The sequence below is a fragment of the Pontixanthobacter luteolus genome (genome assembly GCF_009828095.1).
Lineage (GTDB): Bacteria > Pseudomonadota > Alphaproteobacteria > Sphingomonadales > Sphingomonadaceae > Pontixanthobacter > Pontixanthobacter luteolus.
This window is the reverse complement of sequence record NZ_WTYP01000001.1, coordinates 1,153,000-1,166,797: the sequence shown is the minus strand read 5'-3', so window position 1 is coordinate 1,166,797 and position 13,798 is coordinate 1,153,000. Positions and strand designations below refer to the sequence as shown.

At 59.1% G+C, this 13,798-nt stretch carries 15 protein-coding genes; 11 read left to right on the top strand and 4 right to left on the bottom strand.

The window, feature by feature from the left end; translation table 11 throughout:
- Nucleotides 1–23 precede the first annotated feature (23 nt).
- Nucleotides 24–206, top strand: a complete 183-nt coding sequence (locus GRI43_RS05570; protein WP_160730049.1) for a hypothetical protein — start codon at nucleotides 24–26, stop codon at nucleotides 204–206.
- A gap of 40 nt (nucleotides 207–246) precedes the next feature.
- On the opposite strand, the gene GRI43_RS05565 is transcribed toward GRI43_RS05570, so the two are convergent.
- The 4 genes from GRI43_RS05565 to lepB are packed head-to-tail and all read right to left on the bottom strand — an operon-like array spanning nucleotide 247 to nucleotide 3,957.
- Nucleotides 247–1,494, bottom strand: a complete 1,248-nt coding sequence (locus GRI43_RS05565) for an MgtC/SapB family protein (RefSeq protein ID WP_160730048.1) — start codon at nucleotides 1,492–1,494, stop codon at nucleotides 247–249.
- Between the two features lie 32 nt (nucleotides 1,495–1,526).
- Nucleotides 1,527–2,444, bottom strand: coding sequence for a GTPase Era (gene era / locus GRI43_RS05560; protein WP_160730047.1), 918 nt, complete (start codon nucleotides 2,442–2,444; stop codon nucleotides 1,527–1,529).
- Nucleotides 2,441–3,112, bottom strand: coding sequence for a ribonuclease III (gene rnc / locus GRI43_RS05555; RefSeq protein WP_235903614.1), 672 nt, complete (start codon nucleotides 3,110–3,112; stop codon nucleotides 2,441–2,443). The genes era and rnc overlap by 4 nt, the downstream gene beginning before the upstream one ends.
- Complete coding sequence (gene lepB / locus GRI43_RS05550; RefSeq protein ID WP_160730045.1) at nucleotides 3,109–3,957, bottom strand: signal peptidase I; 849 nt, start codon at nucleotides 3,955–3,957, stop codon at nucleotides 3,109–3,111. The genes rnc and lepB overlap by 4 nt, the downstream gene beginning before the upstream one ends.
- Nucleotides 3,958–4,106: 149 nt before the next feature.
- On the opposite strand from lepB, the gene pgi reads away from it, so the two are divergent.
- The 10 genes from pgi to GRI43_RS05500 all read left to right on the top strand — a co-directional run bounded on the left by pgi (nucleotide 4,107) and on the right by GRI43_RS05500 (nucleotide 13,797).
- Nucleotides 4,107–5,633, top strand: a complete 1,527-nt coding sequence (gene pgi, locus GRI43_RS05545; RefSeq protein WP_160730044.1) for a glucose-6-phosphate isomerase — start codon at nucleotides 4,107–4,109, stop codon at nucleotides 5,631–5,633.
- Nucleotides 5,634–5,710: 77 nt separating this feature from the next.
- The gene (locus GRI43_RS05540) at nucleotides 5,711–7,024 is read left to right on the top strand and encodes an MFS transporter (RefSeq protein WP_160730043.1); all 1,314 of its coding nucleotides are present in this window, start codon (nucleotides 5,711–5,713) and stop codon (nucleotides 7,022–7,024) included.
- A gap of 95 nt (nucleotides 7,025–7,119) precedes the next feature.
- Nucleotides 7,120–8,466, top strand: a complete 1,347-nt coding sequence (gor, locus tag GRI43_RS05535) for a glutathione-disulfide reductase (RefSeq protein ID WP_160730042.1) — start codon at nucleotides 7,120–7,122, stop codon at nucleotides 8,464–8,466.
- A gap of 29 nt (nucleotides 8,467–8,495) precedes the next feature.
- Entirely contained in the window at nucleotides 8,496–9,545 is a 1,050-nt protein-coding gene (locus GRI43_RS05530) for an NAD-dependent epimerase/dehydratase family protein (protein ID WP_235903613.1), read from the top strand.
- Nucleotides 9,546–9,643: 98 nt separating this feature from the next.
- Complete coding sequence (locus GRI43_RS05525; RefSeq protein WP_160730041.1) at nucleotides 9,644–11,176, top strand: acyl-CoA carboxylase subunit beta; 1,533 nt, start codon at nucleotides 9,644–9,646, stop codon at nucleotides 11,174–11,176.
- On the top strand, nucleotides 11,173–11,445 hold the full coding sequence (locus GRI43_RS05520; protein ID WP_160730040.1) for a hypothetical protein: 273 nt from the start codon (nucleotides 11,173–11,175) through the stop codon (nucleotides 11,443–11,445). Before GRI43_RS05525 ends, GRI43_RS05520 begins: the two co-directional genes overlap by 4 nt.
- Nucleotides 11,442–11,879, top strand: a complete 438-nt coding sequence (mce, locus tag GRI43_RS05515; protein WP_160730039.1) for a methylmalonyl-CoA epimerase — start codon at nucleotides 11,442–11,444, stop codon at nucleotides 11,877–11,879. The genes GRI43_RS05520 and mce overlap by 4 nt, the downstream gene beginning before the upstream one ends.
- The gene (locus GRI43_RS05510; RefSeq protein WP_160730038.1) at nucleotides 11,876–12,319 is read left to right on the top strand and encodes a hypothetical protein; all 444 of its coding nucleotides are present in this window, start codon (nucleotides 11,876–11,878) and stop codon (nucleotides 12,317–12,319) included. The genes mce and GRI43_RS05510 overlap by 4 nt, the downstream gene beginning before the upstream one ends.
- An 81-nt stretch (nucleotides 12,320–12,400) precedes the next feature.
- Nucleotides 12,401–13,186, top strand: a complete 786-nt coding sequence (locus GRI43_RS05505) for an enoyl-CoA hydratase-related protein (RefSeq protein WP_160730037.1) — start codon at nucleotides 12,401–12,403, stop codon at nucleotides 13,184–13,186.
- The gene (locus tag GRI43_RS05500) at nucleotides 13,186–13,797 is read left to right on the top strand and encodes a glutathione S-transferase family protein (protein WP_160730036.1); all 612 of its coding nucleotides are present in this window, start codon (nucleotides 13,186–13,188) and stop codon (nucleotides 13,795–13,797) included. Before GRI43_RS05505 ends, GRI43_RS05500 begins: the two co-directional genes overlap by 1 nt.
- Nucleotide 13,798: the final 1 nt, after the last annotated feature.

The window sequence follows — 13,798 nt, the reverse complement described above, 5'->3', positions numbered from 1 at the left end:
CATGAGCCGGTGGAACTTGTCTGATGGGTAAGGAAGCATTCGTTCGCCACAAACAGCCGTGGAATGCCGAAGAAGCGGGCAAGCTGCGGCTTCTCGCGAGCAAGGGGCAAGGGCTGAAACAGATTGCCAAGGCCCTGAGCCGGAGCGAGGAATCGACCAAGGACTTCGCGAAAAAGAACAAGATCGCGATTGCGAAGAAACGCTGATCCGGCTGGTCAATTCGCCAACCAGTGTGGCCGGCGAACCCTAGAGCGCGAACCAGCCAGCGATCAGGCTTAGGCCTAGGGCTGCCATGCTTGCTGCAAGTGCGATGGCTGCGGGCCGTCCGCTTCTGCGGCCATAGGCGATAGTCACGCCCAGTTTAACGGTCATATTCGCCAGAATGGTTCCGGCAATCGCAAGCGCCGCGAGCGCGGGCGAGATTGATCCGGGCTCAAGACCCCCGGCAGTGATGATCGCTGCGTCCACATCCATGCTTCCCATCAGCAGCAGCAGAACAGCGATCCCTTCTTCGCCGAACCTGCTTTCTGCCCAGCGGGCGGCAACCGCCGCCACTGCAACGAATGCGACAAAGCTGAAAGCAGGAAGCAGAGCGATGGGATTGCCTGGCGGGGAAGGCCCGCTGGAATGCGGTGCGCGGCGATACAGGAAACCACTGGTGACCGCGCCAGTAACGAGCGCGGGCAATACAAGCAGCACAAAGGGTTCAAGCAGCGGACGGGCAAGAATGGCGACGAGGAGCAGAACCCGCAGATACATCACCGCTGAGGCAAGCGCGATCCCCGCATTCTCCGCACCTCCGCCATCGCCGGCCCCGATTTTCTGCGCAAACGAATATGTGACTGCGGTTGAACTGTAGGCCCCGCCGATCAATGCGGTCGCGATCGTTCCTCGCCGTGTGCCAAAGATGCGGTTCGCGGCGTACCCGGCAAACGAGAACCCGGTAACCAGAATGACCACGAACCATAAGTTTCGCGGGTTCCATGCATCATATGGGCCATATGGGCCTTCGGGCAGGAAGGGGAAAATGGCCAGGGCAATCACAGCGTAGCGTGCCAGTGCCTTGATATCTGCTTCGTCCAGGCGGCCGATCAACCTGTGCGTCTCCTTGCGCAGTGCGAGCATAAGTGTGAGCAGCGCCGCACCGGCAAGCGCCATGCCAAATTGCCCGATCCCAGCCAGGAAGCCCAACGCCAGCGTCAGAACAGCGGCAATCGCGGATGTGGCATCGGGCTTGCCGTTCTCGCCCGAAGATCGGAAATATCCGATCACGACGATCGCTGCAGCGCCAGCCATCAACGAGGCGGAGGCGAGGGCGTAATCGCGTGCAACCAGATATCCGGAAATGCCAGCGAGCAGGCCCAGCATGCTGAAGGTTCTGACGCCGGCAACTCGAGATCCGTCAGCTGCGGTGCGCAGGGACCAACCGCGTTCTATTCCGATAAGCGCACCGGAAATCGTCGCGACAAATACGGGCAGAAGTTCGTCAAGCAAGCCCGCTGGCTCCTGCGATTACCCGATACACACTACTTCCCCCAGTCTAGGCCCATTTCCTCGAAAACTTCCTTGTCATCGGCCCAGCGCTCATCGACTTTGACGTGCAGGAACAGGTGGACTTTCTGCCCCAGGACCTCTGCCAGTTCCTTGCGTGCTTCTTCACCGATGGATTTGATGCGCTGTCCGCCTTTGCCGAGCACGATAGGGCGCTGGCTTTCGCGGCCAACGACGATCTGCTGGCGAATTTCCACGCTGCCATCATCGCGCTGGGTGTAGCTTTCCGGACGAACTGCACTGTCATACGGCAATTCTTCGTGCAGCTGGCGGTACAATTGTTCGCGGGTGATCTCGGCTGCAAGCAGGCGCTCGCTGGCATCGGAAACCTGATCTTCGGGGTAATGCCAGGGCCCCTCGGGCATGAGCGACGCCAGATATTCCTTCAGCTCTCCGACCCCGTCGCCGGTCAGGGCGGAAACGAAGAACACCTCCTCGAAAGCGACCTTGTCGTTCAGATCCTGAGCCAGCGCCAGAAGCGGCTCTTTCTTGGCCTTGTCGACCTTGTTGAGGACGAGGATCTTGCGCTCGGGCCTGTTGGAAAGCGCCTCCACCAGCGGTTCCAGCTCATGGCGGCGCTGTTTGATCGGGTCGACAAGCAGGACAATCGCGTCCGCTTCTTCCGCACCTTCCCAGGCCGCGCTGACCATCGCGCGGTCCAGCCTGCGCCGGGGCGCAAAGATGCCTGGGGTGTCGACCAAGATGATCTGCGTTTCGTCGGCGAGCGCAACGCCCATCATACGCGCACGGGTCGTCTGAGCCTTCGCGCTGGTAATCGCGACTTTTTGTCCAACGAGATTGTTGACCAGTGTGCTCTTGCCTGCGTTCGGTGCGCCTATAATGGCGACAACGCCGCATTTCGGGCTTGCTGCCGGTGTGTTTGTGTCGGTCACCCGAATTTCTCCATAAAGTTCTTTGCTGCGGCTGTTTCCGCTTCTTGCTTGCTCGAGGCGGTCGCCTCTGCATCGCCAACATTGTGTACTGTAACGCGCACCGTAAAGCTGGCCTTGTGGTCGGGCCCGGAACGGTCGATCATGCGATATTCGGGCGGCCGGCGCTTGTTTCCAGCGGCCCATTCCTGAAGTGCGCTTTTCGGATGCTTCGACTTTCCTGCGGTGCCGCCCAGTTGTTCTGCCCACATCTGCTGGATCAGCTTTTGCGTGGCATCGAACCCGGCATCGAGGAATGATGCGCCAAGCAGCGCCTCCATCACATCGCCCAGCACGTTGCTGCTCATCGCCGCGCCATCGTCGCGCGCTTGTTTGCCCAGACGGATATGATCGGATACGCCAATTTTCAGCGCGACATCGGCGCAGGCGCCCTTGCTGACCAGAACATTCAATCGCTGCGCCAGTGCACCTTCCGCGCCGTCCATTTCATGGAACAGCCAATCGGCGATGGTCAGGCCAAGAACCCTGTCACCAAGGAATTCCAGCCGCTGATAATCGATCTTCTCATCGGTGCTGCCGTGCGTCAGTGCCTCGGCCCAGCGCGCATCGTCTTTAACCGAGAATCCCGATTTCTTCAGCCACTTCAGGGTGCTGCCTTCTAGCTGCGTCAAATGTCGTCTCCCAGCCGCTCGGCCCGCAATGCACTGAACCAGGTCCACGGCAAAAGCCATTCGGCGGAACCGTCTGTCGACCACATGATGGTGCTGGCCCGTGCAACCAGCAGCTCTTGCGGGACGATACCTACACCGCGCTGCGCCTCTGCCGGGAAGCGGCTGTCCTGCGAATTGTCGCGGTTGTCACCCATTACGAACATTTGCCCCTCCGGCACGATGACGGGTTCGAAATTGTCCACGAACATCGGGCCGAAATCCAGAACGTTGAAGCTCTTGCCCGATGGCAGAGTCTCGCGGAACTGGCGGTAGCTGCAAGCCAGCCGGCCATCGTCCAGCGTGACCTGTTCGGCCAGCACATGGCAGCTGGTGTTTGGCGAAAGCGCCAGCACGAAATCTTCGATCTGAACCTTGGGGATTGGCTGGTCATTCAGCACCACCTGGCCGTTGACCATGCCGATCGTGTCGCCGGGCAGGCCGATCACACGCTTGATATAGTCGGTGCCGTCGACCGGGTGCTTAAAAATTACAACATCGCCGCGCTCAGGCTCACCGGCAAAAATGCGTCCGGGGATGAGCGGCGCGCCTAACGGCAGCGAGGCGCTGGTGTAGCCATAGGGCCATTTGGCGGCGACCAGATAATCGCCATTGCGCAAGGTAGGCAGCATGCTTTCGCTGGGGATGTTGAACGGTGAGAAGATAAAGCTGCGGAATATCATCACCACGAGCACCAGCTTCAACAGAAATACGAAGAAATTATCTTCCTTCTTCACCGGTTCTGCCGCTGCTGGTTCGGCATTCTTTTCGAGTTCCGTCACGTTTGTTTCGGCGGTGCTATCGGTCATTCTTTGCGTATTCTTTCCAGACGTGTCGGGGAACCGGAGCGCGCGCATGTCCCGCATCGGCAGGAAATTCGTATCCGGAGCGCAGCAACGGGTTCCAAATCATTGGCTTGGTCCCTACTCGGAAGAGCAAGATACAGGAAGGATTTTTCATGGCCGATAATGTTGCAGCGATCTGGGATAAGCTGAAATCCCATGATGACGCATCGCTGACCGAATTGTTTGCCGATACTGACCGTGTTTCGAAACTGTCGGATCGCATCGAATGGGGCGAAGGCGAACTCACTTCGGGTATCCTTTTCGATTGGTCGAAAACCCATCTGGATGACGGTCTGATTGCGGGGTTCGAAGAACTCGCGGATGCAGCCGATTTCGCTGGCAAACGTGCCGCACTGTTCGGCGGGGAAAAGATCAACAGCACCGAAGGCCGCGCTGCCCAGCACACGGCACAGCGCGGTGTCGGCACCGAGGCGGCGGTTGAAGAAGCTATGGCGCTGCACGCGCGCATGCGGATGCTGGTAGAGGCGATCCATGACGGCGCGCTGGGCGAGGTCAAGCATCTCATTCACATCGGGATTGGCGGTTCCGCACTGGGGCCTGCACTGGCGGTGGATGCGCTGACCCGCGATCTCGCGCTGGTCGATGTCCACGTGGTTTCGAACATTGACGGGGTGGCATTGGAACAGGCCTTTGCAGCCTGCGATCCCAAGACAACCATGCTGGCGGTCGCATCCAAGACATTCACCACGATCGAAACCATGACGAATGCGCAGAGCGCGCTCAAATGGCTGGCGGATGGCGGAATATCCGATCCTTCGGGACGGGTCGTCGCACTCACGGCAAGCCCGGAAAAAGCGGTCGAGTGGGGCGTGGATGAAACCCGCATCCTGCCTTTCAGCGAGACCGTTGGCGGACGGTACTCACTTTGGTCCAGCATCGGTTTCCCGGTCGCTATGGCTGTCGGCTGGGACGAATTCGAACAGTTCCTCGCCGGGGCCCAGGCGGTCGATTTGCATTTCGAGAAAGCCAACGGCCGGGCGAACCTGCCGCTGCGCGCGGCTTTTGCCGATCAGTTTTATTCGCGCATCAAGGGCTGCCAGACCCGGGCGGTGTTCGCATATGACGAGCGTCTTGGCCTGTTCCCCGACTACCTGCAGCAGCTGGAAATGGAGAGTAACGGCAAGAGCGTCACCGCACAGGGCAAGCCTGTCGATGGACCAACAGCGCCAATCACCTGGGGCGGAGTGGGGACCGATGCGCAGCATGCAGTTTTCCAATTGCTGCATCAGGGCACCAGGCTTGTCCCGGTCGACTTTATCGCCAGCATTGCACCCGGCGATGACCTCGATCCCGCGCACCACCGGATCTTGCTCACCAATTGTTTCGCGCAGGGTGCGGCCCTGATGGCAGGCAAGGCCAACAAGGACGGCGCCCGCAATTTCGAAGGTAACCGGCCAAGTGCAACCATGCTGTGCGATGATCTGGATGCGGCAACACTGGGCGCGCTGATCGCTTTCCACGAACACCGGACCTTTGCCAATGCGGTCCTGATGGGAATCAATCCGTTCGACCAGTTCGGAGTGGAACTGGGCAAGGAGATGGCCAAAAGCATCGAGGCAGGCGGTCAGGAGTTCGACTCCAGTACAGAGCAGCTTCTGACGGCTGCCGGGCTTTCCTGACCCTAATTTGCGACCGGGGGCAGGCGTTGCTGCGCTAGATCTGGTCCCGATTCCGACTTTCGTGCATTGGGGTGGCAATGGCACACGATGGCAGCACATTGGAGCAAGCCTTTCAGGCTATCGCGATCGATGATGAAGGTCGCGCCTGCAAGGACATACCCGGCAGTGCCTGCAACGATCAGCCGCGCAATTTCTTCACCCATGTTGGCTCGCTTTCACTGAGCAAGCTGGCTGACGGCCTGATTGATCCAAAGCTGGTCCTCAGCTGGCTGATGACGTCGCTTGGCGCCCCGGCCTACTTGATCGGGCTATTGGTGCCGGTTCGCGAATCCGGCGCTTTATTGCCGCAGCTGTTTACTGCCGGCACCATCCGGGAAATGCCGCTGCGAAAATATGCCTGGGCAGCGGGCGCCGGGGTACAGGGACTGGCGGCGCTGGGTCTGTTCGCCAGCGCCATGCTGCTGAAGGGCGAACTGGCCGGTTGGGCAATGCTTGGCTGTCTGGCGGTCCTTGCTCTTGCGCGCAGTGTTTGTTCGGTATCGTACAAGGATGTGCTCGGCAAAACGGTCGCCAAGTCCCGCAGGGGCACCGCGACGGGGCTGGCATCGTCGGTGTCTGCAGCATTCGTGATTGTGTTCGCGGTCATGCTGATCACAGACTGGTTGCCGCGCATGAAACTCGTGCTTGGCGCACTGGCTTTGGCTGGCATCCTCTGGATCATCAGCGCTTTCCTGTTTCTGATGCTGGAGGAGAAGAAGGGGGCGACGGAAGGCGGGGGGAGCCAATCCGCACTCTTCAGACAGCACTACCGCGTAATGAAGAACGACCGGCAGCTACGCACTTTCATCCTCGCAAGAGCTTGCCTGACGGCGACCGCACTGGCACCGCCATTTATGATCTCTGCTGCTTCGGCGGGCGGGCAAAGCGCATTTGAAGGCCTCGGATTTCTTGTCCTTGCTTCTTCCGGTGCTGCGCTTGTCAGTTCGACTGTGTGGGGCCGGCTGGCGGACCGGTCGAGCCGTAAGGTGCTGTTCTATGCGGGGGGTGCAGGCGCTGCTGCGCTCGCGGCGACTTCCATCTCAGCAGGCCTTGGTTTTCTGGAATTCGTCTGGGTTTTGCCAGCGCTGCTGCTGGTTCTGATGGTCGCATATCAAGGGGTGCGGCTTGGCCGCTCGACCCACCTTGTCGACATGGCGGATGAAGACACAAGGGCAATTTATACCGCCGTTTCCAACACCATAATCGGCATTGTGCTGATCGCTGGCAGCCTGTTTGGCGTGATCGCTTCGCTGGTTGGGGAAATGCCGGTTCTTGCTGCGATGGCGGCGCTCTGCGCGATTGGAGCATTTTTCGCCTGGAGACTGGAAGAGGTCCAGGCGGGCAAAATGTAACCAACCCGGAGTGCAAGACGGAAAGACAAACAACCAATGAGCCGTTGCAATGTACCGGACGATAGTCTTGGGAAGCGGCAAGGAGATTAGCCTACATGTCCGATTATGATTTCGACCTTTTCACCATCGGTGCCGGTTCCGGCGGTGTTCGCGCATCGCGCGTGGCGGCAGCGCACGGCGCAAAAGTGGCCGTGGCCGAGGAATACCGCGTAGGCGGAACCTGTGTCATTCGCGGCTGCGTGCCCAAGAAGATGCTCGTTTATGGCGCGCATTTCGCGGAGGATCTGGAGGATTGCCAAGCGTTCGGATGGACCATCGAGAAGGCTGAATTCGACTGGGTGAAACTGCGTGACAACGTTCAGAAAGACGTTTCGCGCATCGAAGGGCTGTATACCGAAACGCTTGAAAATCACGATGTCACGATTTTCAACGAACATGCGAAAATTACCGGTCCCAACGAAATTACGCTGGAAGACGGCACGGTGAAGACCGCCCGCTATATTCTGGTCGCAACCGGCGCCCGCCCGCGCATTCCGGGCTGTGGCGGCGCTGAACTTGGCATCACGTCCAACGAGGCGTTCCATCTCGACAAGCTACCGAAGAAAATCCTGATCGCCGGAGGCGGCTACATCGCCAACGAATTTGCCGGCATCTTCAATGAATTCGGTGTGCATGTGACAATCATCAATCGCGGCGACCAATTGCTGCGATCGTACGATGAATCGGTGCGTGACAGGCTGCTTCAGATATCGGTGATGAAAGGCATCGAGTTCCGTTTCAATGCGGAATTCCAAAGCATTTCTGAAACCGAGAATGGGTGCCTGAAGGTGGAAATGTCGAATTTCGATCCGCTCGAAGTCGACTGCGTTCTGTATGCAACCGGCAGGGTTCCGCAAACGGAGAATCTGGGGCTGGAAGACGTCGGTGTCGAGCTGGACGAAAATGGTGCGATCAAGGTGGATGAACATTCCAGATCGTCCGTCGACAGCATTTATGCGGTTGGCGATGTGACCGACCGGATCCAGCTAACCCCTGTGGCAATTCGCGAGGGGCAGGCATTTTCGGACACGGTGTTCGGCGACAAGCCCACCACCGTCGATTACAGCTGCGTGCCCAGTGCTGTGTTCAGCCACCCTCCGATTGCAGCGGTCGGGATGACTGAAAGCGAAGCGAAGAACAAACTCGGTTCGGTGAAGGTCTATCAGTCCGATTTCCGTGCGATGAAGAACGTGGTCGCTGGGCGGAACGAGCGCAGCCTCTATAAAATGATCTGCGACGGGGACAGCGGCAAGATCGTGGGCATCCACATGATCGGCCCCGAAGCACCGGAGATCATGCAGGCAGCGGCAATCGCGGTGAAGGCAGGGCTGACCAAGGATGATTTCGACGCGACCGTGGCGATCCATCCGACCATGGCGGAGGAGCTCGTCCTGCTGAAGTAAGTTGCGGGCCAAAACCACAGCCGCTAGCCATGCGCGATAAGCATAAATGGGAGTTGCAAATGGCGGGTACGGTTCTGGTGACTGGCGGCACAGGGTATATCGGCGGCGAGGTGATCGATCAGTTGCTGGCCAAGGGGTATACGGTCCACACCACCGTTCGCAGCAAAGCCAAGAGCGAGGAACGACTGCACCAGCGTTGGAAAGATGCCACCGGGCGCCTGAAGGTGTTTGAGGCAGACCTGATGTCAGATGACGGATGGGCTGCCGCAAATGCTGGCTGTGATGCCGTCGCGCATGTCGCCTCGCCATTCCCGATGGGCGTGCCCAAAGACAAGAACGATCTGGTGATCCCTGCCATGGAAGGGACGCTGCGGGCGCTGAAATTCGCGCAGCAGGCCGGGATCAATCGCTTTGTGCAGACCAGTTCTGCGGCAGCGATCGCCTATGGTCAGAAAAACAAGGACCACTTCGACTACACCGATTGGACCAACCTGACCGAAGGTGTGCCGCCTTATATCGAATCCAAGACTGTGGCCGAACGGTCAGCACGCGACTGGGTCGCCGCCAATGCGCCTGACATGATTTTCTGTTCGATCAATCCCGTTGCAGTGTTCGGCCCGGTTTATGATGATGACCTCTCCACCAGCGTGGAAATGGTCAAGAAGATCATGGACGGATCGATCCCGATGGCACCGAACATGGGCATCTGCGTAACCGATGTGCGCGATGTGGCCGAAGCGCATGTGCGCGCAATAGAGGCACCCGCGGACAAGGTCCGGGGGGAGCGTTTCCCGACTTCGCAAAAATTCATGTGGATCGAGGAGATGGCAGAAACCGTGCGGCAGCGAGCGCCCGAATTTTCAGCGAAGGTGCCGACCCGGCGGATGCCCGATTTTCTGGTGAAACTGCTCGCGCTGTTCATGCCGGAAATGAAACAGATCAAGGGCGAACTCGGCAATGTCCGGGACGTGTCGGGCAAGCACACCGAGGACGTGCTCGGTTACCGTTTCATCACGGCGGAACAGACAATCGAAGACACCGTCCGCAGTCTCGTCGCGCACGGGATCGTGAAGGTTTGAAGCGACTAATGGCGGGGCACCGCTTGACCGGATCGATCAGCCATGGCTAGGCGAGTTATCTAACTATGTGCGTTCAGCAGCATTAATCAGGGAACTTCATGTCAGCCAATATCGCCGAAATGGAAAAGCGCCGCGCAGCAGCCCGTATGGGCGGCGGGCAAAAGCGGATTGACGCACAGCATGCCAAGGGCAAGCTGACCGCACGCGAACGTCTCGATATTCTGCTCGACGAAGGCAGCTTCGAAGAAGTCGATATGTATGTCGAGCATGACTGCGTCGATTTCGGCATGGCCGAAACCAAGATCCCCGGCGACGGGGTGGTTACCGGCAGCGGCACGATCAATGGCCGTCTGGTCTACGTTTATAGCCAGGATTTCACCGTGTTCGGCGGCTCGCTGTCAAAACGCCATGCGGAGAAAATCTGCAAGGTGATGGAAACCGCCATGAGAAACGGCGCACCGGTGATCGGATTGAACGACAGCGGCGGCGCGCGTATCCAGGAAGGCGTGGCATCGCTGGGCGGATATGCCGATGTGTTCCAGCGCAACGTGCTGGCCAGCGGTGTTGTGCCGCAGATCAGCCTGATCATGGGGCCATGCGCGGGCGGGGCGGTTTATTCCCCCGCCATGACCGACTTCATCTTTATGGTGAAGGACAGCTCCTATATGTTTGTGACCGGCCCTGATGTGGTCAAAACCGTGACCAACGAAGTGGTGACACAGGAAGAACTGGGCGGCGCGGTTACGCACACCACCAAAACCTCCGTCGCTGATCTCGCTTTCGAAAACGATATCGAGACGCTGCTCGCAACGCGCGATTTCTTCGACTATTTGCCGTTGTCGAACCGCGAGGCTGTGCCCGAAAGGCCAACCGCCGACCCGTTCGACCGCGAGGAAATGAGCCTCGACACGCTCATTCCCGACAATGCCAACCAGCCATACGATATGCACGAAGTGATCCGTAAGGTGCTGGACGAAGGCGATTTCTTCGAGGTCCAGCCCGCCCATGCAGGCAACATATTGTGCGGTTTTGGCCGGGTGGAAGGACGCACGGTCGGCGTGGTCGCGAACCAGCCCATGGTGCTGGCGGGCGTGCTCGACATCAACGCATCGAAGAAGGCCGCGCGCTTCGTGCGGTTCTGCGATGCGTTTGAAATCCCGATCCTGACTTTCGTGGACGTGCCCGGATTCCTCCCCGGCACCGCGCAGGAGCATAATGGCATCATCAAACACGGCGCCAAACTGCTGTTCGCCTATGCCGAGGCGACCGTGCCCAAGATCACTGTGATCACCCGCAAGGCATATGGCGGGGCGTATGACGTGATGGCGTCGAAGCACCTGCGCGGCGACCTCAACTACGCTTGGCCGACCGCAGAAATCGCGGTGATGGGCGCGAAGGGCGCGGTGGAGATCATCTTCCGCCAGGACCGCGACGATCCGGGCAAGATCGCCGAGAAAACGAAGGAATACGAAGACCGCTTCGCGAACCCCTTCGTGGCGGCATCACGCGGTTATATCGACGAAGTGATCCACCCGCATTCAACGCGGAGGCGGATTGCGCTGGGCTTGCGGAAATTGCGCAACAAGCAGCTCGAGAACCCGTGGAAGAAGCATGACAATATACCGTTGTGAGTGATCCGATGGATGCGCGAGGACTCATTTTTCTGATAGGATTTGTCGCTGCGACATCGTTTGCTGCTTGGCTGTGTTTCAATCGCCTTTCTGCAGCCAAGGCCACCGGCAAATTCCGCTATGTATTTCACGGCATCGGGGAGGAAAATTGGCCGGTCCTTTTCAAAGTTTGTAAGGCTTTTATCTCGGTTCAAGGGTATGTTTTTTGCCTAATGGCGGGGATCGGAGCGATTTGGTTTGTGATTGCGATTGTAGGGAAAATGAAATGAAACTCGGTCGTCTCAACCACATCGGCGTCGCCACGCCCTCGATCGAGGAATCGGTGCGCTATTACCGCGATGTCATGGGCGCGACCTCGTTCCATAAGCCCTTCGATCTGGAGGCGCAGGGGGTGAAGGTCTGCTTCGTCGACACGCCGGGTGAAAACGGGACCAATGGCACTCAGATCGAGCTGATCGAGCCGCTTGGCGAGGGCAGCCCCATTGCCAAGTTCCTCGAAAAGAACCCCGCCGGGGGTCAGCATCACCTGTGCTACGAGGTCGAGGATATCGAGGACGCGCGCAGCTGGTTCGAGGGGCTGGGGAAGCGCATCCTCGGCCCCACGCGGCTGGGCGCGCATGGCACGCCGATCTTCTTCCTCCACCCCAAGGACATGATGGGGCAGCTGACCGAAATCATGGAAACGGCCAAGAACGGGCATTGACCGGAAAGCAGGCAGCCGGAGGCTACATGCACGCATCAGATAATACGGGAACGCGTGTCGGCTATCTCGGTCTGTTCGCCTGTATTCTCACAGTAATCGTGTTCGTCGTTGCGGATCAGGCGCTCAATTTTGATCCCTGCAACAATGTTTTTAAGCAAGCTGGTGTCGAATGCCTCGAATCCGGGTGGGGCGGCGTTTTGGTTGGCTTGTTCTTCGCCTTCATCGGTGCCTCCATTGCGGTTGGCGCGGTTCTGAGGGGGCGCAAAGTGCTGGGCAACCGCTTGGAGGCATTTCTCCTCGGCTGGATTGGCCTTTGCATGACGGCGATTGGTACCGCTGCGATGTATGCAGGATTTAGCATGATAGGGTCAGATTTGAGCGGTAAGTCACAGGGGCGCGTAGAAGTGCAGGCGAGTTCTGCTGATCGCGGCAATTCCTGACCCGCCGCGTTCTATCGGCCTTGCTATCCGCCCATCCGGCGCGCTAACCCGGTTTCAAATCAGGACTTCTGGGAGAGATATATGAGCTACGAAACCATCACCTTCGAGAAAGATGGGCCGCTGACCACGATCACGCTGAACCGGCCCGATCGGCTGAACGCGATGCCGCCGCAAATGGCGGATGAAATCGGCGCTGCATTCTACGATCTCGGCGATGCGCGCGCGGTGCTGATAACCGGCGCGGGCAAGGGTTTCTGCTCTGGCGCGGATCTGTCCGCTCGCGGGGACCGGACCGAACGCGAGAACAAGGGCGGCAGTCATCTCGCCCTGCAAAACCATTACAACCCGGCAATCAGTCTGGTCATGCGTGCGCCGGTGCCGGTGATTTGCGCGGTTAACGGGCCTGCGGCCGGTGTCGGCTGTTCGCTCGCATTGGCGGCAGATTTTACTCTGGCCGGCAAGAGTGCCTATTTCCTGCAGGCCTTCGTCAATATCGGCCTGGTTCCTGATGGCGGATCGACCTGGCTGCTGGCCCGCGCAATCGGCCGTGCCCGCGCCACCCGCATGATGATGCTGGGTGAAAAGATCGGTGCGGAGCAGGCAGAGGATTGGGGCCTGATTTACAAGGCGGTCGAAGACGACGCGCTGATGGCCGAGGCAAAGGCACTGGCGGAAAAGCTCGCCAATGGCCCGACGCTTTCACTCGCCACGATGAAGCGCAATATCGCCACCGCGATGGACGGCACCCTGCCGGAAATCCTGGTGGCAGAGGCAGAGGGGCAGCGCATTGCAGGTGCCAGCGCAGACGCGATGGAGGGCGGCATGGCTTTCCTCCAGAAACGCAAACCTGAATTCAAGGGCAAGTAATGCTGTTCTACGACAGCCCGAACCCCGCGCCGAACCCGCGCCGCGTGCGTATATTCGCGGCGGAGAAAGGGATTGAGCTTCCCAGCCGGGAAATCTCGATCCCCAATCGGGAACAGAAATCGGAAGAGTTTCTTGCGATCAATCCGCGCGGCCAGACACCTGCCTTGCAACTTGATGGCGGTACGGTGATCACGGAAAGCATCTCGATCTGCCGTTATCTCGAGGCGTTGCATCCCGATCCGGCTCTGTTCGGCACCGATCCGGTGGAAATCGCGCAGATCGATATGTGGGTTCGCCGCGCGGAAATGATCCTGATGGCACCGGTCGGTGCGGTGTGGGTGCATACCCATCCGTTCACCGCCGCCATTCCGGGTCGCAACCAGGAATATGGCGAGGCATCGCGTCCGCGTGTGGAAGAGGCTTACCGGTTTTTCGACCAGTCGCTGCAGGGCCGCGAATTTCTGGCCAGCGACAGCTATACCATCGCCGATATCGTGCTGCTTACAACTATGGACTTCTCCGCCTTCGCGGGTTGCCCTGCGCCGGAAGATTGTGCAGCGCTGCACGCGTGGCACGCCGGTGTCAGCAGCAGGCCAAGCGCGGCCGCCTAAA

Bases quoted from the DNA above. Each gene is read 5' to 3' on its own strand.
- lepB (WP_160730045.1), bottom strand. From the start codon at position 3,957: ATGACCGATAGCACCGCCGAAACAAACGTGACGGAACTCGAAAAGAAT.
- GRI43_RS05525 (WP_160730041.1), top strand. From the start codon at position 9,644: ATGTCAGCCAATATCGCCGAAATGGAAAAGCGCCGCGCAGCAGCCCGT.
- GRI43_RS05505 (WP_160730037.1), top strand. From the start codon at position 12,401: ATGAGCTACGAAACCATCACCTTCGAGAAAGATGGGCCGCTGACCACG.
- GRI43_RS05500 (WP_160730036.1), top strand. From the start codon at position 13,186: ATGCTGTTCTACGACAGCCCGAACCCCGCGCCGAACCCGCGCCGCGTG.
- mce (WP_160730039.1), top strand. From the start codon at position 11,442: ATGAAACTCGGTCGTCTCAACCACATCGGCGTCGCCACGCCCTCGATC.
- GRI43_RS05530 (WP_235903613.1), top strand. From the start codon at position 8,496: ATGCGCGATAAGCATAAATGGGAGTTGCAAATGGCGGGTACGGTTCTG.
- GRI43_RS05570 (WP_160730049.1), top strand. From the start codon at position 24: ATGGGTAAGGAAGCATTCGTTCGCCACAAACAGCCGTGGAATGCCGAA.
- pgi (WP_160730044.1), top strand. From the start codon at position 4,107: ATGGCCGATAATGTTGCAGCGATCTGGGATAAGCTGAAATCCCATGAT.
- gor (WP_160730042.1), top strand. From the start codon at position 7,120: ATGTCCGATTATGATTTCGACCTTTTCACCATCGGTGCCGGTTCCGGC.
- GRI43_RS05540 (WP_160730043.1), top strand. From the start codon at position 5,711: ATGGCACACGATGGCAGCACATTGGAGCAAGCCTTTCAGGCTATCGCG.